Below are 18,830 nucleotides of genomic sequence, written 5' to 3' on the forward strand. Positions count from 1 at the left end.
CGCCGAAGAAAGACGAAAGCCCAAGGGACTCCGACATGGCTCGCATACTGATCGCTGACGACGAGGAACCCCTGCGGGGCTTCATCTCGCGTGGGCTGCAGCTGGACGGCCACACGGTCGAGGCCGCCTGCGACGGCGCCGAGGCGCTCGACATGCTGGCCGCTCCCGGGGCGGACTACGACCTGCTCCTCACCGACATCCGCATGCCGATGATGGACGGCATCGAACTCGCCCTTGCGGCCGCCAAGGAACGGCCCGACCTGCCGATCCTGCTCATGACCGGCTACGCCGACCAGCGCGAGAGGGCCCGCAACCTCGAAGCCTTGATCCGGGACGTGCTGACCAAGCCTTTCTCGCTGTCAGACCTGCGCGCCGCCGTCCACGAGACGCTCCTGGTCGTCACCAGTTGAGCAGCAGGATGGCCGCGTTCAGGACGGACGCGAACGCCACCCAGCACGCATAGGGAACCAGGATCCAGCCTGCGGGCGGGTCGAGCCGCCGGAACAGCGCGATGGTCGCCACGATCGCGATCTCCATCGCGATCACCACCACGAGCCCGAGCAGCAGGTTGTGCATGCCGAAAAAGGCCACCGACCAGAACGCGTTGAGGGCGAGCTGCGCGAGGAAGACCACGATCGCGGGGCCGCGGCCGGGCGTCTGCGGTTCGGTCTGCAGGATGCGCCAGAACGCGTAGGCCATCATCAGGTAGAGCACGCTCCAGACCGGCCCGAAGATCCAGTTCGGCGGATTGAACGACGGCTTGGTCAGCCCCGCATACCAGGTCGGGATGTTGGGCAGCGTGGCCATGCTGCCGACGGTCCCGGCCGCCGCGACGAGGGCGAGCGACAGCAGGCCGGCGAGAACGGGATTGAGCGGCGCGCGGCCGCGGATGTCGGACGATGTCATGAGGCCTCCGGACCCGGATGTCGTGCGCCGGGCCCGATTGGCAAGGGCCTATCCGGCCCGACGCGGCCGCAAGGGGCCTTGTGGTCGCGGGCTCGCTCTGTTTCAGTCCCGCCCGCGTTCCGCGCATGGTCCGCTCCCGCCCTGGGAGTCCCTCGCGGGACGGGCCGAAGGAAGACCGATGACGACCAGCAAGCCCCCCCGCCAGACACCCCCGCGTTGGGCGAAGCGCACCCTGACCGCTCAGGCGATGGGCCACACCGATCCGATCACCAAGGCGGTGGTGCCGCCCATCCACATCGCCACGACTTATTTGCGCGACCCGGACAACCAGTACACGTCCGGCTACGTCTACGGACGTCCCGACAACGCCACGGTGCGGGAAGCCGAAGGCGTGATCGCCATGTGGGAGGAGGCCGAGGAGGCCCTCGTCTTCTCGTCCGGGATGTCGGCCGCGACCTGCGTGTTCCTGGCCCTTTCGCCTGGCGACCATGTCGTGGCGCCGACCGTGATGTACTGGGCGCTGCGCAGCTGGCTCCTGAACGACGCCAGGCATTGGGGCCTCGTCGTCGACTTCGTCGACACCAGCGACGTCGACGCGGTCCGCAACGCCGTGAAGCCGGGCAAGACGAAGCTCGTCTGGCTGGAGACGCCCTCCAATCCGCTCTGGTCGATCAGCGACATCGCCGCCATCGCGACGATCGCGCATGGCGCCGGGGCGAAGGTGGCCGTCGATTCGACGGTGGCCACGCCGGTGTTCACCCGGCCTCTCGCGCTGGGGGCCGACATCGTGATGCACGCCGCCACCAAATCCCTGAACGGGCACTCCGACGTGGTCGCCGGCGCCTTGGCCACCCGCAGCAAGGATGCGCTCTGGACGCGCATCGTGGGCAACCGCAAGAACCTCGGCGCGATCCTGGGGCCGTTCGAGGCGTTTCTCCTGATCCGCGGCATGCGGACCCTGGACCTGCGCGTGCGGGCCGCCGCCGCGACGGCCGCGGACCTGGCCCATCGCTTCTCCAACCACGCCCATGTGTCCGCCGTGCTGTATCCCGGCCTGCGGACGCATCCGGGACATGACATCGCGGCGCGCCAGATGCAGGGGGGCTTTGGCGGCATGCTGTCGATCCGCGTCAGGGGCGGGGAGGCGAGCGCCGTGGCGACGGCCGCCAGCGTCGCTTTGTGGAAGCGGGCAACCTCGCTCGGCGGCGTCGAGAGCCTGATCGAGCATCGCGCCTCGATCGAGGGCGCCGGGACGCCCTGCCCGCCGGATCTGCTGCGCCTGTCCGCCGGGATCGAAGATCCGGACGACCTCTACGCCGATCTCGACCAGGCGCTGCGTCGCGCCCACGGATGAGTCGCCGCCGGCGTCCTACTCGGCGGCGATCTGGGTCGGGGGCGCGACGGCTTGCGGAATCGGATTCCGGGATTCGAACGCCTCGATGTAGTCCCGGGTGAGCGGGACCGCGTCGATCGCCTTGGCGACCTGGATCTGGAAAACGACGTGGCCGCCATACCGGAACGTCGCCTCGCTGCCGGCCAGGTAGAACTCCCACATGCGACAGAAGCGGTCGTCATAGAGCTGGCGGATGGCGTCCCGGTGAGCGTTGAAGCGGGCCCGCCAGTGCCGCAGCGTCTCGGCGTAGTGCAGGCGCAGCACCTCCACGTCCGTCACGTAGAGGCCGGCGCGCTGCACGGCCGGCAGGATCTCCGACAAGGCCGGCGAATAGCCGCCCGGGAAAATGTATTTCTGGATGAACGCGTTCGTCGCGCCCGGGCCGTCGGCCCGGCCGATGGTGTGCACCAGCCCGACGCCGTCATCCGTCAGCAGGTCGGCGATCTTCTGGAAATAGGCGTCGTAGTGGTTGACGCCGACATGCTCGAACATGCCGACCGAGACGATCCGGTCGAAGCGCCCTGTCTCGGCCCGGTAGTCGCGCAGCGCAAAGCGTACCCGGTTGGCCACGCCCGCGGCTCGGGCGCGCTCGGTGGAGACGCGGTGCTGCTCCTCCGACAGCGTCAGGCCGGTCACGTCGTGGTCGCCCAGCGACGCCAAATAGAGCCCGAGCCCGCCCCAGCCCGAGCCGATGTCCAGGATCCTGTGTCCGGGCTCGAGCAGAAGCTTCGCCGCGACATGGCGCTTTTTGCGCGCCTGGGCGGTTTCCAGCGTGTCGCCCGGGGACGCGAAATACGCGCAGGAGTATTGTCGGTCCTCGTCGAGGAACAGCCCGTAGAGCTGGTCGGACAGGTCGTAGTGATGGGCGACGTTGAGGCGGGAGCGGGGGGCCGGGTTGAACTGCCACAAGCGTCGGCCCTGGACTCTGACCGCGTTGGCGATCTTCGCCAGGACTCCGCCCGGCAGTCCCCATTTTGAATTCGAAAGGACCAGGTCGAGGACGTCGTAGATCGTCGCGCCTTCGACCGTGATCCGGCCGTTCATGTAGCCTTCGCCCAGAGCCAGCTGAGGGTTGAGGACCAGCTTCAAGCCCGTCGCGGCGTCGTGGATCCGTAAGGTGACGGAGGGCGCCGAACCGGTTCCGAAGGTCACCGCATGCCCGCGGGCGTCGATGACCCGGAGCGTGCCGGTTTCGATCAATTTTCGACCGAGAAGACGCAAGATACGCATCGCAGAACCTCGTGAGAGCTCAGCGCGCGCAGGCTATTGTGCACCCGAGTCGGACAGCGGCCTGCGCCGCGCCTTTCCCAAATCTCCGCTACTCTGACGTACAAACAGGCCGAATTGCACGCTTTGCGCGATACCGCGCAGGGGTCACGTACGGTTGCATTCCGTTGCACCCGCTTTTTGACGGTTTTAGAAATTATACCTATTTGGGCGTTTTACATCTTCTGTTAAGTGAAGGGGTTGAATCGCTCCTCTTCCCCGGAGCGTTCGGATGCCCTTTTTGCTCTCACCCCGCCCTTGATCGTGAAGTTCGTCCATGAAGATTCTCGAACCTGCTGATCTTTTCGCCGCTAGTCTGGCCTTCTGTCACGAGCAGACCCGCATCGCCGAATTATCCAGCGGCCACGAAACCACGCCATGCCAGCAACCTTGCGAAAGCTGCTTGGCGGCGATGCGCGTTGCTCTTCAGGTCATCGCCGAAAAGGCGGAGTTCAAGCTTGATTTGGAATACCATAGCTCAAAGCATTGAGCCGGATCAAAGACCGAAACAGACCTCGTCTACTGATCCTGCCTAATCTTTTTACATCGTCCCCAGGAGGCGTGACACAGAAATTAGCCGCAAGCGCCAGAAAACGCCAATTTAAGCTTCTCTTTATGTGCGAGGAGCGTCGTCATATTTTTAGTTGACCCCTCCCCCAATCGCGCCTACCTTTCGTGTTGCTAAAATGTATTGTTCCTGTTTGTCAAAATTCAATCTGGACTGCCGTGTCTAACATCATCTCCGACCTCATTAAGAACGCTCCGATGTTTAAGGGGCTTTCGGACGAGACGCTCCTCTCGCTGACGCAGGGCTCCTTCGTCCAGCGTTATCCAGCCAGTGTCGCCATTTTCGACGAAGGGGAGATCTCGCCCTTCATCTATGTGCTGCTGGAAGGTCAGATCGAACGCTTCTCCATCCATCGGGGACGGGAATCGGGACTCGGCTTCCTGAACGCCGGTTCCGTCTTCATCGTCTCGGCCGCGATCACCCAGACCGAAAACACCTATTCGGCGCGCACGCTGGTCAACAGCCGTTTCGTTCTGATGCCGGCCCAGAACGTCCGGGCGATGTTCAACTCCGACCCGCAATTCGCCCGCAACGTGGCGCATGATCTCGCAGAGTGCGAGCACGAGACGTTGGCGGAGCTGAAGAACCAGAAGCTCAGGACGATGGCGGAGCGGCTGGCCAACTGGATCCTGCGCACCGTTCCGGCTGATTCGGCCGGCCGCTGGATCAGGCTGCCGATGAGCAAGCAGGCGCTCGCGCTTTATCTCGGCACCACGCCGGAGAACCTATGGCGCAGCTTCGTCGCCCTGGAGCCTTACGGGGTCGGGGTGCGGCGGCGCGAGGTCTCGGTCTCCGATTTCGGCAAGCTCGCCGAATTCGCCGGACCCAATCCGATGATCGACCGCTCCTGGCGCCATCTCGAGGACCATCCGCAGCTCTGAGCTTGCGCGCTGCTGAGGCGTTCAGCCGCCTCCGGACGGGCAGCCGCCCACGCCTTCCGGACGGAACGCATCCCCGCCCGCGACCGTGGCGAGGAGCCTGTAATAATCATAGGGACCGCGGCTCTCGGCCGGCGACTTGACCTCATAGAGGCGCAGCTCGTGCACGGCCCTGCCGTCCCGCCGGATCGTCATAGGCCCGAACAGCGGGTCGACGAAGGGCGAGCGCTTCATCTGCGCCACCACGGCCGCGCCATCCAGCGTGCGCGCCGTCCACACGGCCTGCAGATAGGCCAGCGTCGCGGAATAGACCCCGGCGTGGTCCTCGGTCGGCATCCGCCCCCCCATCACGCGCCCGAAACGGGCCGCGAAGGCCCGCGAGGCGTCGTCGTGATCCCAGTAGAAGGGCGACGCGAAACGCATGCCCTGCGCGGTGGCGAGCCCGAGCGCGTGCACGTCGGAGATCTGCACGAAGAGGGCCGCAAGCGTCATGGTCCGGGTCAGACCGAACTCGTTGGCCTGTTTGACGGCGTTGATCATGTCCGCGCCCGTATTGGCGAGGGCCAATACCTTGGCGCCCGACCCCTGGGCGGCCACCAGAAGCGCCGAGAAGTCGGCCGTCGCGAGCGGATGGCGGCTGGCGCCCCGGCTGTCGCCGCCGGTCGCCTGAAGCGCCGCCAGCGCGTCCCGCTCCAGCGCGTGCCCCAGGGCGTAGTCCACCGTCAGGAAGTACCAGGACGTCAGGTCCCGCGCCGCCAGGGCCCTGGCCGTGGCGGACCCCTGCGCCCACGTGTCCGAGACCCACTGGACGGTGGTCGGGGCGCAGCTCCTGCCCGTCAGGTCGGACGTCATGGCGCTGGAGGCGAGCGCGACGCGGTTGCGCTCCCGCATGAGCCCCGAGACGGCCAGCGCCACGGCCGAATTCGGCAGGTCAACGATGGCCGACACGTCGTCGACGTCGACCCAGCGCCGCGCGATCGCCAGCCCGACGTCGGGCTTGTTCTGGTGGTCGGCGAACACGACCTCGACACGGGCGTCCGGATAAGCGCGGCCGAAATCCTCGACGGCCAGACGCGCCGCCGCCACCGAGCCCGCCCCGACCTGGTCGGAGAAGGGCCCGCTCATGTCGCTCAGCACGCCGATCCTGACGACGCGGTCCACCTGGGCCAGCGCCGCGCCGGGCGACGCCAGACTGGCGAGGAGCAGGAGCGCCAGGATGGCTCGACGTCGCATCGGCATCGTCCTGTCATTCAGCGCAATCGCGCGGGGATCGTCCGGGCCAACATTGAACAAGCCCGCGCCGCCGTCCACGGCCAAGCCGCCGTCCCTTGTCGCGCCCGCGACGCCGGCCGGATCGATCGCATTGCCCTTGAACGCGAAAAAGCCGCCTTGCGGCGGCCTTTCGGAACCCTCCGGGGCATGGAGGGAAATTGGAGCGGGCGAAGGGATTCGAACCCTCGACCCCAACCTTGGCAAGGTTGTGCTCTACCCCTGAGCTACACCCGCATCCGCCGGGGCGTCGCCGCCGGCGGGCCGGTATATGCCGCAAACCCGGGAGCGATGCAACAGGGTCCGCGCATCTTTCTGCATCATGCGCCGCGGCGGCCGCGCCGGGCGGCGCTTGTGGGAGCCGCGTCGCCTGCGTAAGAACCACCTTGAACCTGCGCCCCGCCGCATCGCCGATGAGAGACCCGGATGCCCGCATCCCCTCAGGACCTGTTCGCTTTTCTGGACTCGCTGGACATCCCGTCGGAGACCGTCACGCATCCCGCCGTCTTCACGGTCGAGGAATCCAAGCGCCTGCGCGGCGAACTCCCGGGTGCGCACGTCAAGAACTTGTTCGTGAAGGACAAGAAGGGCCGGCTCTTTCTGGTTTCCGCCCTGGAGGACACCGTCATCGACCTGAAGAAGCTTCATGAGCGGGTCGGCGGGGCCGGGCGCGTTTCGTTCGGATCGGCGGAGCTGCTGATGGAGGTCCTGGGGGTGGAGCCCGGCTCCGTCACCCCCTTCGCGGTCCTGAACGATTCCGGGAAGCGGGCCACCGTGGTCCTCGACGCAAGGCTCATGGAGCATGAGCGGATTAACGTTCATCCGCTGGTGAACACCATGACGACGGGCGTGAGCCGCGCGGGCCTCGCTCGCTTCCTCGAAGCGACAGGCCACGCGCCGCTCGTCGTCGAGATCGGAACGCCCCGCGGCGAGGCCGACTGAGCGCCTGTCGCTTGGCGTTGCCGTTTGCCTCATGGCGGCCCATCTTAGGGGCGAGTTGACCGGCCGGCGGCCGGCGGAGCCGGAGCGCCCGGCGGGAGAGACGAGTGATGGCCTTCGAAGCGATGACCCCTGCGCCGCAGGGCTCCGACACCCTGGTCACTGATACGACAACGGCGAGCTTCCGCCAGGACGTGCTGGCCGAATCGACGAAGCGGCCCGTCCTCGTCGATTTCTGGGCCCCCTGGTGCGGGCCCTGCAAGCAGCTCACGCCCGTGATCGAGAAGGCCGTCAAGGCCGCGGCCGGGAAGGTCAAGCTGGTCAAAATGAACATCGACGAGCATCCGCAGATCCCGGGGCAGCTCGGCATCCAGTCCATCCCGGCGGTCATCGCGTTCCAGAACGGGCAGCCGGTCGACGGCTTCATGGGCGCGCTGCCGGAGAGCCAGGTCACGGCCTTCATCGAGCGGCTCGTCGGCCCGCTCGGCCCGGGCGCGACAGCCGAACTGCTGGACGAAGCGGCCGCCCTTCTGGCCGGCGGCGACGCCGAGGGCGCGGCTCAGATCTATTCCGAGGTGATGGCCCAGGAGCCCGACAATGTCGCGGCGATCGCCGCCCTCGCCAAGCTGCATGTCGACGCGGCCGATTACGAGGGCGCGCGGCACATCCTCGCCATGGCGCCAGCCGGCAAGGAGAACGATCCCGCACTGGCCGGGGCGCGTGCCGCTCTGGACCTGGCCGAGAAGGCCGGCGCCGTGGGCGACTTGGCCGAGCTCGAGCGCCGCGTCCAGGCGGATCCGGCCGATCACCAGGCGCGCTTCGACCTGGCGGTCGGGCTGGGGGCGGCCGGCGAGCGCGCCGCCGCGACCGATCACCTCATCGCGATCATTAAGCAGGACCGGGCCTGGAATGACGACGGGGCCCGCAAGCAGCTGATCCAGTATTTTGAGGCCTGGGGCCCGATGGACCCGCACACCGTCGCGGGACGGCGCAAGCTATCGGCCTTGCTGTTCCGATAGACCGGGAGGTCGACGACCAGAGGCGCCGCGCTATCTGGGGTCGAGGATCGGGAGCTTGGCGCGGCGGACCGGCTGTCGCAGGATCTGGCGATTCCCGCCGGAGGTGGGCATGAGCATGAACGCGACGTACCGCAACGCGGCCGACCTGCCATCGGTGATCCCGATCTTCCCGCTTCCGGGCGCCCTGCTTCTGCCGCGCGGCGAGATGCCGCTCAACATCTTCGAGCCGCGTTACGTCGCGCTCATCGACGACGCCATCAAGAGCGCGCGGGTGATCGGCATGATCCAGCCCGACGTCGAATCCGAGATCATGCCGAAGACGCCGAGCCTGCACGCGGTCGGATGCGCGGGCCGGATCACGCAGCTGTCGGAAACCGGCGACGGACGTTATCTCGTGACGCTCACAGGCATCGCGCGTTTTCGCGTGCTGGAGGAGTTGCTGGTCACCACGCCCTATCGGCAGTGCCGGGTCGATTTCGCCGCCTTCCCGAGCGATTACGAGGCACGGGCCGGGGAGGCGGACGTGGACCGCGAATCGGTTATCCGCACCCTGAAGGCCTTCGTGGAGGCCAACGACCTGTCGATCGACTGGAAGGGCATCAAGGAGGCCTCCAACGAGGCGCTCGTGAATGCGCTGTCGATGATGAGCCCCTTCGAGACGCGCGAGAAGCAGGCGCTGCTGGAAGCCCCGGACCTCAAGAGCCGCGCCGAGATCCTGGTCGCCATCACCGAAATGGATCTGGCGCGCGGACAGGACGGCTCCGAAACTCCCCTGCAATGACGGACGAGAAGCATGACCGACCGCCCCGCAGCCGACGAACGGCAACCCGTCGCGACCAGGATTGACCCGAAACTGCTCGAGATCCTGGTCTGCCCGCTCACCCGCGGCGGCCTGGACTATGACGCGGCCCGCCAGGAGTTGATCAGCCGCTCCGCCAAGCTGGCCTACCCGATCCGCGATGGCATCCCGATCATGCTGCCCGAGGAGGCCCGCCGCCTCGACGACTGAGTCCTGGAGCACGCTGCGGAAAGGTGGGAATCCGGCTTTTCGCACGAAGCTTGCGACAACCCATAAACCTAGAGAGCCTCGCCCCGCAGGAGCCGGGACGATCCCGCCGCCACGCCCGCGGCGCGTCCGATGAAGAAGCGCTTCAGGCCCGGCATCCGGTCCACCATCGACAGTCCGAGATCCCGCACGGCCCTGACCGGCGGCAGGTCGTTCGAGAACAATCGGTTGAGGGCATCCATCGCCCCGCCCATCAGGACGGTGTCGAAGCGGCGCTCGCGCTCATACGCGTCCAGCACCGTCGGGGAGCCCGGGTCCAGCCCGAGTCCGGCCGCCTCCACGATCGCCTCGGCCAGGGCGGCGACGTCGCGCAGGCCGAGATTGAGGCCTTGCCCGGCGATGGGATGCACCACATGGGCGGCGTCCCCGACCAAGGCGAGCCTGCGAGCGGCGAAGCGCCGCGCCACCATGAAGGCCAGCGGGTAGGCGACGGGGCGCTTCTCCAGCGTCAGCAGGCCGAGCCGCAGGCCGAACCGCCGTTCGATCTCGCCCAGGATGTCCTCGTCGTCGAGCCCGAGAAGCGCCGGAACGCTGGCGGAAGCCTCGGTCCACACGATGGAGCTGCGCCGGCCGGGGAGCGGCAGGATCGCGAAGGGACCCGACGGAAGAAAGTGCTCCTCGGCCCGCCCCTCATGGTCGCGCTCATGCCCGATCGTGGCGACGATGCCGGACTGCCCGTAAGGCCAGGAGACCGCTCCGACGCCGGCCTGCTCCCGCAGGGGCGACCGCGCCCCATCGCAGGCGACGGCCAGCGAGGCTCGCAGGGCGCCGCCACCGGCCAACCGGATCTCGGCGATGTCGGCGTCCGCATCGACCGCCGCCACCGTGTCCGGCCGCAGCTCGACCCCCAGCTCCCGCGCCCGAGCCATGAGGCGGCGCAGCAGCAGCCCATGGTCGACCATGTGGGCGAAAGGCTCGTCCGGCCCGACCTCGCCGCTGAAGTCCAGGAAAACGGGCCTGACCGGATCGGACACGCGGCTGTCGGTGATCGTCATGGAGCGGATCGGCTGCGAGCCGCCTGCCAGTTCGCCGTCCCAGACCCCCAGGGTCTGCAGCATGCGGCGCGGCCCCGCCGCCACCGCGAAGGCGCGGTCGTCGTCCCGCGGCGAACCGGCCAGGGTCGGGTCGCACACGGTCACCGAGAGGCGGCCCGACAAGGCGCTCTTCAAGGCCAACGCAAGCGTCAGGCCTACCGCGCCCGCGCCTGCGACCACGATGTCGGCGCGGCCGGGGCCGGCTCCGGACGGACGGACGGCGTGGGTCTGGGGCATGCGGGCCTCGCGGCTGGGACGTCGCTTCTCTACTCCCATGGCGGGGCTGGTACAATGCGGCCCGAGGACGCCGCGCTCCGGCCGCTCCAGGGTCTGGCGCAGCCCGGGGGCCCGATGCCATAAGGGAGCGAGCCACCTTGGACCCTGAGACCCCCCATGACCCAAGCCGTCGCCGATCTCCTGGCCACGCTCGACCTCGAACCCCTCGAGGTGAACCTGTTCCGCGGGCGCAGTCCGCAGGTCGGCTGGCAGAGGGTCTTCGGCGGCCAGGTGATCGGGCAGGCGCTCGTGGCCGCGTGCCGCACCGTCGAGGGCCGCCGGCCGCACTCCCTGCACGGCTATTTCATCCTGCCGGGCGACCCCGCCGCGCCGATCGTGTACGAGGTCGAGCGGGTGCGCGACGGAAAGAGCTTCACCACCCGGCGGGTGAAGGCGATCCAGCACGGGCACGCCATCTTCACGCTCTCGGCGTCCTTCCAGGTCGACGAGGGCGGGCTGGAACACCAGATCGGGATGCCGGCCGCGCCGGCGCCCGAGGACCTGCCCGACGACGCCGAAATGCGCCGCAGCGTCATGCCGAACATGCCGGAGTCGGTCCGCCGCTACTTCGAGCGCGAGCGGCCCATCGAGCTTCGCCCTGTCGATTTTGGGCGCTATCTGGCGCCCGGCCCGCGCGACCCCGTGTTCAGCGTGTGGATCCGCGCCACCGGCCGACTGCCGGACGATCCCATCATCCACCAATGCGTGCTCGCCTACGCGTCGGACATGACGCTGCTCGATTCGGCGCTCGTGGCCCATGGAAAGAGCGTCTTCGATCCCGACATCCAGGCGGCCAGCCTCGATCATGCGCTGTGGTTCCACCGGCCGTTCCGGGCCGACGAGTGGCTGCTCTACACGCAGGACAGCCCGTCCAGCGGAAGCGCGCGTGGATTTTCCCGCGGCTCCATCTACACCCGAGAAGGCGTTCTGGTCGCCTCCGTCGCGCAGGAAGGCCTCATCAGACAACGCCGGCCTTGAGGGGCGCCAGCGCGGCGCCCAATCGAGCGTCGTCTGAGTAATTTTTAGGCGCCCCCCTCGGCTCGGCGGCGGCGGCAGGCGACGCCGCGTCTGGCTGGCGCCTCTTCGACAGGCGCGAATCACTCTCCTGCACGGCCGAGTCGACGATACCCCGAAACTGGCACGCCGCTTGATTGGCGTCAGGCGGCTCGAACCGCGCGTCTACACGCGCCGGTGGCGTAACGGGGATCCGACACTCATGAAGATCGTGATGGCCATTATCAAGCCGTTCAAACTCGAGGAGGTTCGCGACGCGCTGACCGCCATCGGGGTGCACGGGCTCACGGTGACCGAAGTCAAAGGCTATGGCCGTCAGAAGGGCCATACCGAAATCTATCGCGGCGCCGAGTACGCCGTCAGCTTCCTTCCGAAGCTGAAGATCGAGGTCGCTATCGCGTCCGATCTCGTCAGCAAGGTGATCGACGCCATCTCGGCCGCGGCCAAGACCGGCCAGATCGGCGACGGCAAGATCTTCGTTTCACCCATCGAGCAAGCCGTCCGCATTCGCACCGGCGAACGCGACGCCGACGCGCTCTGATTTTTTCGGACAGGAGTCTCTACCGATGAAGTTGTCCACCACAGTCAGGGCGAGCGTATTTGGGGCGTCGCTCGCCACGCTGACGAGCGTCGCCGCGTTTGCGGCCGATGCGCCCGTTCCCAACAAGGGCGACACCGCCTGGATGCTCGTCGCCACCGCGCTGGTGCTGATGATGTCGGTCCCCGGACTGGCGCTGTTCTACGGCGGCCTCGTCCGCAGCAAGAACATGCTGGCCGTCCTGACCCAGGTCTTCGCCATCGTGTCGATCGTGGCGCTGCTGTGGGTGTTCTACGGCTACTCGCTGGCCTTCACCAATGGCGGCGGCCTGAACGATTATGTGGGCGGCTTCTCGAAGGCGTTCCTCAAGGGCGTCGACGTCAACGCCGTCGCGGCGACCTTCTCCAACGGCGTGGTCATCCCCGAACTGGTCTACATGGCCTTCCAGATGACCTTCGCCTGCATCACGCCCGCCCTGATCGTCGGCGCCTTCGCCGAGCGCATCAAGTTCTCGGCCTTGATCCTGTTCGTGGTCCTCTGGGTCACGTTCATCTATTTCCCGATCGCCCACATGGTCTGGTACTGGGGCGGCCCGGACGCCATCGGTGACGCCGCCAAGGCCGTGGCGGCCGCGGGCGCCGACGCCATCGCCAAGGCGGCGGCCGAAGCCAAGCTCGCCGAGGTCCAGGCGGACGCGGGCTTCCTGTTCAAGATGGGCGCGCTGGACTTCGCCGGCGGCACCGTCGTGCACATCAACGCCGGCATCGCGGGCCTCGTCGGCTGCGTCCTCATCGGCAAGCGCGTCGGCTACGGCAAGGAGCTGATGGCTCCTCACTCGCTGACCATGACGATGATCGGCGCCTCCCTGCTGTGGGTCGGCTGGTTCGGCTTCAACGCCGGCTCCAACCTCGAGGCGAACGGCACCACCGCTCTCGCCTTCGTCAACACCTTCGTGGCCACCGCCGCGGCGGCCGTCTCCTGGCTGTTCGTCGAATGGGCCGCCAAGGGCAAGCCTTCCCTGCTCGGCATGGTGTCGGGCGCGGTCGCCGGCCTCGTGGCGATCACCCCGGCGTCCGGCTTCGCCGGCCCGATGGGGTCGATCGTGCTCGGCCTCGCGGCTGGCGCGGTGTGCTTCTTCTTCTGCTCCACCGTGAAGAACGCCATCGGCTACGACGACTCGCTGGACGTCTTCGGCGTCCACTGCGTCGGCGGAATCCTGGGCGCGATCGCGACCGGCATCCTGGTCTCCCCGGATCTCGGCGGCGTCGGCCTTGTCGACTACGCCGTGAAGCCCGGCGAAGCGGCTCCCGGCGAATACGTCATGGCCACCCAGGTCATGATCCAGCTGAAGGCCGTGGCCCTGACGCTGGTGTGGTCGGGCCTCGGCTCCGCGATCCTCTACAAGGTCGTGGACGTGATCGTCGGCCTGCGCGTCACGCAGGAGAAGGAGCGCGAGGGCCTCGACATCGCCGAGCATGGCGAGCGCGCCTACAACTACTGAGAGCTGGCGCGGAGGGGCGCTGCGATCCCCCTCCATTTCCTCCCAAACTGGGCGGCAGGTTCACCTGCCGCCCTTTTTCTTGGCCCCTCCGCCGCCCCGAAAGCGCCGGTCCGGACGGTCGATGGTTAAGCAGGCTTTAACCGCGCCGTTCCTACGGTGGATGACCGGGCCTGCGCGGATGCGCGGGTCCCCCCTGTGCACGCGGATCCCGGCTGATGCGGACGACACGAGCGAGCGGTTCGAATTTCGACCACCTCTCGGAAGCCCTGCGAGAGTTCATGTGGCGCCGGGCCGCCGAGCTGACCGGGCTGGCGTTCCTGGCCTCCGCCGGCGCGTGCGCGATCGCGCTCGTCTCCTGGTCCGTCCAGGACCCGAGCCTCAACCACGCCATCAATGGTCCTGTCCGCAATCTTCTGGGCCGCCCCGGCGCGATCGTGGCCGACGTTCTGATGCAGATCATGGGGCTTGCCGCCATCGCCGTCCTGGCGCCCCCGGCGCTGGCCGGCGTGCGTCTGCTGTCGGGCAAGCGCCTGCGCCGCGGCCGCATGCGGGTATTGCTCTGGGTGGCGGGTTCGCTGTCCGCCGCCGGGGTCGCCAGCTCGCTGCCCACCACGGCGCGTTGGCCCCTGCCGACCGGCCTGGGCGGCGTGATGGGCGACTGGCTGCTTTCGGCGCTGCGCTATCTTCCCGGAAGCGGGCACGGACCGGTGAAGCTGGTCCTCATGGCGGCGCTAGGCGTCGCCGCCATCCTGACCCTCTCGGCGGCGGCCGGCCTGGGCTTCGACCGCGACGATTCGCCCGAAGCCGAGGCCCGGGAAGGCCGCGCAGCCCGCGCCGAGGAGTTCGACGACGAGGACCGCGGCAGCGAGCCCGGCCTCGCGATCGTGTCGGTCGGCGCCGTCATCCATGGCCTGCTCAGCCTCAAGGGCGCCATCCTGCGATCCTGGCGCCGGCGGCAGCAGCGCCCCAGCTTCGCGGCCCGCGTGCGCGCGGCCATGCCGGCCCATGAGGCGGACGAGCTGGATGACGTCCCGGTGCGCCCGGCCGGGCGCGTGGAGCCCGGCTTCGCCAGGCAGGCCGCCCCCCGCCAGCCGCCAGGGCGCGAAGGCGCGGTGCGCGACGCGCCCGCCCGCGAAGCCCGGTTCAAGGACGAGCCGCCTGCGCCCCGCCGTGACGTTCGAGACGAGGACGACGACGACGACTTCGCCGAGGAGCATGGCGGCCCGGTGATCGACGGCGTCGCGGCCCCGCGCGTCGCCGCGCCGGCGCCTGCCCCCAGGCCCGGCAAGCGCCTCGCCAAGGAGGCGCAACCCTCCCTGCTGGACCGCGACGGCTACCAGCTGCCGCCGCTTGCCCTTCTGGCCGAACCCAAGAAAAACGCCGCTCCGGCGGTCTCGTTGGAGGCCCTGGAGCAGAACGCGCGGCTCCTCGAAGGCGTGCTGGAGGATTTCGGCGTCCGCGGCGAGATCATCAAGGTCCATCCCGGCCCCGTCGTCACCCTCTACGAGCTGGAGCCTGCCCCCGGCATCAAGTCCTCGCGCGTGATCGGCCTTGCCGACGACATCGCCCGCTCGATGAGCGCGGTGTCGGCCCGCGTCGCCGTCGTCCCGGGCCGCAACGCAATCGGCATCGAGCTGCCCAACCACAAGCGCGAGACCGTCTTCCTGCGCGAGCTGCTGGCCTCGGAGGATTTCGAGAAGTCCAAGTTCAAGCTCGCCTTGTGCCTGGGCAAGACCATTGGGGGCGAGCCGGTGATCGCCGAGCTGGCCCGCATGCCGCATCTGCTCGTGGCCGGCACCACCGGCTCGGGCAAGTCGGTGGCCATCAACACCATGATCCTGTCGCTGCTCTACAGGCTCCAGCCCGAGCAGTGCCGCCTGATCATGGTGGATCCCAAGATGCTCGAGCTCTCCGTCTATGACGGCATCCCTCACCTCCTCACCCCCGTGGTGACGGATCCCAAGAAGGCGGTCGTCGCCCTCAAATGGGCGGTCCGGGAGATGGAGGAGCGCTACAAGAAGATGTCGAAGCTCGCGGTGCGCAACATCGACGGCTTCAACGCGCGCGTCTCGGAGGCCAAGCACAAGGGCGAGATCATCACCCGGACGGTCCAGACCGGCTTCGACCGCGAGACCGGCGAGGCGGTGTACGAGGACGAGATCATGGATCTCGAGCCGCTGCCCTACATCGTGGTGATCGTCGACGAGATGGCCGACCTCATGATGGTGGCCGGCAAGGAAATCGAAGGCACCATCCAGCGCCTCGCCCAGATGGCCCGCGCGGCCGGCATCCATGTGGTGCTCGCCACGCAACGTCCGTCGGTCGACGTCATCACCGGCACCATCAAGGCCAACTTCCCGACCCGCATCTCCTTCCAGGTCACCTCGAAGATCGACAGCCGGACGATCCTGGGCGAGATGGGGGCCGAACAGCTGCTGGGCCAGGGCGACATGCTCCACATGGCCGGCGGCGGCCGCATCTCGCGCGTGCACGGCCCCTTCGTGTCGGACGACGAGGTCGAGAAGGTCGTCGCCCACCTGAAGTCGCAGGGCAGGCCGCAATATCTCGACGCCGTCACGCAGGACGAGGAGGAGGCCGGGGCGACCGGCGAAGAGGCCGAGGACGGCGCCGTGTTCGACAAGGGCGATTTCGGCGCGCCGACGGGCGACCTCTACGACCAGGCGGTCGCAGTGGTGCTGCGCGACAAGAAGGCCTCCACGTCCTATATCCAGCGCCGGCTGCAGATCGGCTACAATCGCGCCGCGTCCTTGATGGAACGCATGGAAAAGGAAGGCATTGTTGGATCAGCGAATCACGCGGGCAAGCGCGAGATCCTGATCGAGCAGCCCGCCGGCCGGGGCGACGCCCCGTTCGACGACGACTGACCGCGCGGCCGGGCCGCGACTCAGGCGTCGCGAAACGGCCACAACGCAAAGGTAGTCGGGACGGATGAAGAAGTCGGCATCTTGGCATCTGCTCTGCGCTGGCGCGGCTCTGGCGCTCTCCGTCGCGGTCGCGTCCGGCCAGACGCCTGAGGCCGAGCCCGACGCAGCCCCGGCCCTCGCGGCGCCGCCTGCGGCCGCCAAGCCCGCGCCCAAGCCTGCCGCAGCGCGCCGCATTCCGTTGCCCCCGCAACGCCCCGCCTCGCTGGCGTCGGCCGACGCAGCGCCCGGCGCCGAGACGAAGGTCGCCGCCGCGGGACCGATCACGCTGCCCTCCGCCCGGGCGCAGGCCCAGCCGGCCGCCGCCGCCGACACATCGCCGCGCGCCATCGTCGAGCGGGCCAACGCGTCCCTCAACGCCATGAGCTCTCTCAGCGCGGAGTTCGTCCAGGTCGGCCAGAACGGGCGCAGGCTGGAGGGCAACCTCTTCGTCCAGAAGCCTGGAAAGATGCGCTTCGAGTACAAGTCCAACCCGGTCGAGATCGTGGCCGACGGCTCATCGGTCGCCATCCGCGACCGCAAGCTGAACACCCAGGACGTCTACTCGATCGGCCAGACGCCTTTGAAATTCCTGCTGAAAGAACATGTCGACCTCGCCCGCGACACCAAGCTCGTGAGCGCCGACGCGTCGCCCGACCTGGTCAGCGTCTCGCTGGAGGACAAGTCCACCTTCGGCGGCACCTCGCGCGTCACGCTGTTCTTCGACCCGCGCACCTATGCGCTGAAGCAGTGGCTCGTGGTCGACCCGCAGGGCTACGAGACCAACGTCTCGCTGCGCAATGTCGACCTTCAGGCCAAGCTCGACCAGCGGCTCTTCAACATCAATTTCACCCGCATCCTGAACTAGGCGGACGACGTCCTGCGGCGCGCAGCCGCTTGCAGGTCCTTCGACGAACCGGTACGCCTCCACGCGCCGGCCGCCATCGAGGGAACACGCCTTGGGACTGAAAGTCGCCACCTGGAACATCAACTCCGTCCGCCTGCGCTCGGGTCTCGTGACGCAGTTCCTGCAGGATCACGCTCCTGACGTGCTGTGCCTGCAGGAGACCAAGTGTCCCGACGATCGCTTCCCCCTCGGCGAGTTTCGGAAGCTCGGCTACAACCACATCGCGATCCACGGCCAGAAGGGCTACCACGGGGTGGCCATCGTCTCGCGCCTCCCCTTCGAGGAGCGGGGCTCCAAGGTCTTCTGCGGCAAGAACGACGCGCGCCATATCGCCGTGACCGTGAAGGATGCCAAGGATGCGAGCGGCGTCACGATCCACAACTTCTACGTTCCCGCCGGCGGCGACATCCCCGACCCCGAGGTGAACGAGAAATTCGCCCATAAGCTCTCGTTTCTCGATGAGATGCGCGACTGGTGCCGCCAGGACCGCCCCGGCGCCGACCGCGCCATCGTGGTGGGCGACCTCAACGTCGCCCCGCTGGAGAACGACGTCTGGAGCCACAAGCAGATGCGCGACGTCGTCTCCCACACGGCGGTCGAGTGCGAGAAGCTTCTCGGCGTGCAGGACTGCGGCGACTGGGTGGACGCGATCCGCACGCTCACGCCCGAGCCTGAGCGCGTCTACACCTGGTGGAGCTACCGCGCCAAGGAGTGGGAGCTCTCCAACCGTGGCCGCCGGCTCGACCACATGTGGGTGTCCAAGGGGCTCACCGGCTCCCTCAAGAGCAGCGCGATCCTGCGCGAGGCCCGCAGCTGGGAGCGTCCGTCGGACCACGTCCCGGTGATGATCGACCTGGAGTTCTAAGTCAGGCCCGGCCGCCGTCGATGGCGGCGAACCGGCGCCGGATCCCCTCCAGCCGGTGGGCCGTCTGCTGCGACCGCTCGACGATCGCATCGTGCAGCCGTGCGGCGGAGCCCGGAAACTCCTCCATGACGCGCCGGAACACGTTGCGGGTCACGCGCAGCACGCTGGCGCTTTCGCGCACGATGGCGGTGGCGGGGCGCTCCGTCTCGACGATCAGCGCCAGTTCGCCCAGAAGCGTGCCCGGCCCGACCACGACGGCCTCGCGTCCGTCGCCGGCGTCGAGCGCGATCCGGCCGCTCGTCACCACATAGCCGCCGTCCGCCGGCTCTCCGGCCCGGAACAGGATGTCCCCGGGCGCGTAGACGCGCGCCTCCGCCGCGAAGGCGATGAGCCGCAGCGCCTCGTCCTCCAGAAGGCCGAACAAAGGCAGGCCGTGCAGCACGGCGATGTCGCGTTTCAGGGCCAAGGAA

At 68.2% G+C, this 18,830-nt stretch carries 19 protein-coding genes and 1 tRNA gene; 14 read left to right on the plus strand and 6 right to left on the minus strand.

Annotated elements, in window-relative coordinates; genetic code table 11:
* The first annotated feature begins 35 nt into the window (after positions 1-35).
* On the plus strand, positions 36-410 hold the full coding sequence (locus tag ABEG18_RS24020) for a response regulator (protein ID WP_406855558.1): 375 nt from the start codon (positions 36-38) through the stop codon (positions 408-410).
* Here ABEG18_RS24020 and ABEG18_RS24025 read toward each other — a convergent pair.
* The gene (locus ABEG18_RS24025; protein WP_406855559.1) at positions 400-906 is read right to left on the minus strand and encodes a TspO/MBR family protein; all 507 of its coding nucleotides are present in this window, start codon (positions 904-906) and stop codon (positions 400-402) included. The two genes, ABEG18_RS24020 and ABEG18_RS24025, sit on opposite strands and share 11 nt — an antisense overlap.
* A gap of 178 nt (positions 907-1,084) precedes the next feature.
* On the opposite strand from ABEG18_RS24025, the gene ABEG18_RS24030 reads away from it, so the two are divergent.
* Entirely contained in the window at positions 1,085-2,260 is a 1,176-nt protein-coding gene (locus ABEG18_RS24030; protein ID WP_406855560.1) for a trans-sulfuration enzyme family protein, read from the plus strand.
* Positions 2,261-2,275: 15 nt separating this feature from the next.
* On the opposite strand, the gene ABEG18_RS24035 is transcribed toward ABEG18_RS24030, so the two are convergent.
* Positions 2,276-3,529, minus strand: a complete 1,254-nt coding sequence (locus ABEG18_RS24035) for a class I SAM-dependent methyltransferase (RefSeq protein ID WP_406855561.1) — start codon at positions 3,527-3,529, stop codon at positions 2,276-2,278.
* 313 nt (positions 3,530-3,842) lie between these two features.
* Between ABEG18_RS24035 and ABEG18_RS24040 the strand changes: the two genes are divergently transcribed.
* A complete protein-coding gene (locus tag ABEG18_RS24040) occupies positions 3,843-4,055 on the plus strand; it encodes a hypothetical protein (protein ID WP_406855562.1) in 213 nt (70 codons plus the stop codon).
* A 275-nt stretch (positions 4,056-4,330) separates the two neighbouring features.
* Positions 4,331-5,014: a cyclic nucleotide-binding domain-containing protein gene (locus tag ABEG18_RS24045; RefSeq protein ID WP_406855563.1), complete on the plus strand. Its 684-nt coding sequence runs from the start codon at positions 4,331-4,333 to the stop codon at positions 5,012-5,014.
* A 21-nt stretch (positions 5,015-5,035) separates the two neighbouring features.
* On the opposite strand, the gene ABEG18_RS24050 is transcribed toward ABEG18_RS24045, so the two are convergent.
* Complete coding sequence (locus tag ABEG18_RS24050; RefSeq protein ID WP_406855564.1) at positions 5,036-6,244, minus strand: ABC transporter substrate-binding protein; 1,209 nt, start codon at positions 6,242-6,244, stop codon at positions 5,036-5,038.
* A 198-nt stretch (positions 6,245-6,442) separates the two neighbouring features.
* A tRNA-Gly gene (locus tag ABEG18_RS24055) sits at positions 6,443-6,517 on the minus strand.
* Positions 6,518-6,706: 189 nt separating this feature from the next.
* Between ABEG18_RS24055 and ABEG18_RS24060 the strand changes: the two genes are divergently transcribed.
* The 4 genes from ABEG18_RS24060 (at position 6,707) to ABEG18_RS24075 (ending at position 9,247) form a co-directional block, all read left to right on the plus strand.
* A complete protein-coding gene (locus tag ABEG18_RS24060) occupies positions 6,707-7,222 on the plus strand; it encodes a prolyl-tRNA synthetase associated domain-containing protein (RefSeq protein WP_406855565.1) in 516 nt (171 codons plus the stop codon).
* 107 nt (positions 7,223-7,329) lie between these two features.
* The gene (gene trxA / locus ABEG18_RS24065) at positions 7,330-8,238 is read left to right on the plus strand and encodes a thioredoxin (protein ID WP_406855566.1); all 909 of its coding nucleotides are present in this window, start codon (positions 7,330-7,332) and stop codon (positions 8,236-8,238) included.
* Positions 8,239-8,347: 109 nt separating this feature from the next.
* Positions 8,348-9,019 carry an LON peptidase substrate-binding domain-containing protein gene (locus tag ABEG18_RS24070; protein ID WP_406855567.1) on the plus strand — a complete coding sequence of 224 codons (672 nt, stop codon included), beginning with the start codon at positions 8,348-8,350 and terminating at the stop codon, positions 9,017-9,019.
* A gap of 12 nt (positions 9,020-9,031) precedes the next feature.
* Complete coding sequence (locus ABEG18_RS24075; protein WP_406855568.1) at positions 9,032-9,247, plus strand: Trm112 family protein; 216 nt, start codon at positions 9,032-9,034, stop codon at positions 9,245-9,247.
* Between the two features lie 68 nt (positions 9,248-9,315).
* Here ABEG18_RS24075 and ABEG18_RS24080 read toward each other — a convergent pair whose 3' ends face one another.
* Positions 9,316-10,575 carry an FAD-dependent monooxygenase gene (locus ABEG18_RS24080; protein ID WP_406855569.1) on the minus strand — a complete coding sequence of 420 codons (1,260 nt, stop codon included), beginning with the start codon at positions 10,573-10,575 and terminating at the stop codon, positions 9,316-9,318.
* Positions 10,576-10,731: 156 nt separating this feature from the next.
* Here ABEG18_RS24080 and tesB point away from each other — a divergent pair, with 156 nt between their 5' ends.
* The 6 genes from tesB (at position 10,732) to xth (ending at position 18,360) form a co-directional block, all read left to right on the plus strand.
* The gene (gene tesB, locus ABEG18_RS24085) at positions 10,732-11,592 is read left to right on the plus strand and encodes an acyl-CoA thioesterase II (RefSeq protein WP_406855570.1); all 861 of its coding nucleotides are present in this window, start codon (positions 10,732-10,734) and stop codon (positions 11,590-11,592) included.
* A 238-nt stretch (positions 11,593-11,830) separates the two neighbouring features.
* The gene (locus tag ABEG18_RS24090) at positions 11,831-12,169 is read left to right on the plus strand and encodes a P-II family nitrogen regulator (protein WP_406855571.1); all 339 of its coding nucleotides are present in this window, start codon (positions 11,831-11,833) and stop codon (positions 12,167-12,169) included.
* Between the two features lie 25 nt (positions 12,170-12,194).
* Positions 12,195-13,667: an ammonium transporter gene (locus ABEG18_RS24095; protein WP_406855572.1), complete on the plus strand. Its 1,473-nt coding sequence runs from the start codon at positions 12,195-12,197 to the stop codon at positions 13,665-13,667.
* Positions 13,668-13,882: 215 nt separating this feature from the next.
* Positions 13,883-16,552, plus strand: coding sequence for a DNA translocase FtsK (locus tag ABEG18_RS24100; protein WP_406855573.1), 2,670 nt, complete (start codon positions 13,883-13,885; stop codon positions 16,550-16,552).
* A gap of 64 nt (positions 16,553-16,616) precedes the next feature.
* Positions 16,617-17,456, plus strand: coding sequence for a LolA family protein (locus ABEG18_RS24105; protein WP_406855574.1), 840 nt, complete (start codon positions 16,617-16,619; stop codon positions 17,454-17,456).
* A 91-nt stretch (positions 17,457-17,547) separates the two neighbouring features.
* Positions 17,548-18,360 (plus strand): exodeoxyribonuclease III, encoded by an 813-nt coding sequence (xth, locus tag ABEG18_RS24110; protein WP_406855575.1) that lies wholly within the window; start codon positions 17,548-17,550, stop codon positions 18,358-18,360.
* 1 nt (position 18,361) lies between these two features.
* Here the strand turns inward: xth and ABEG18_RS24115 are convergent, their stop codons facing one another.
* Positions 18,362-18,826 carry a cyclic nucleotide-binding domain-containing protein gene (locus ABEG18_RS24115; RefSeq protein WP_406855576.1) on the minus strand — a complete coding sequence of 155 codons (465 nt, stop codon included), beginning with the start codon at positions 18,824-18,826 and terminating at the stop codon, positions 18,362-18,364.
* Positions 18,827-18,830: the final 4 nt, after the last annotated feature.

The organism is Alsobacter sp. KACC 23698 (assembly GCF_045348435.1).
In the GTDB taxonomy this organism is placed as follows: Bacteria; Pseudomonadota; Alphaproteobacteria; order Rhizobiales; family Beijerinckiaceae; genus Alsobacter.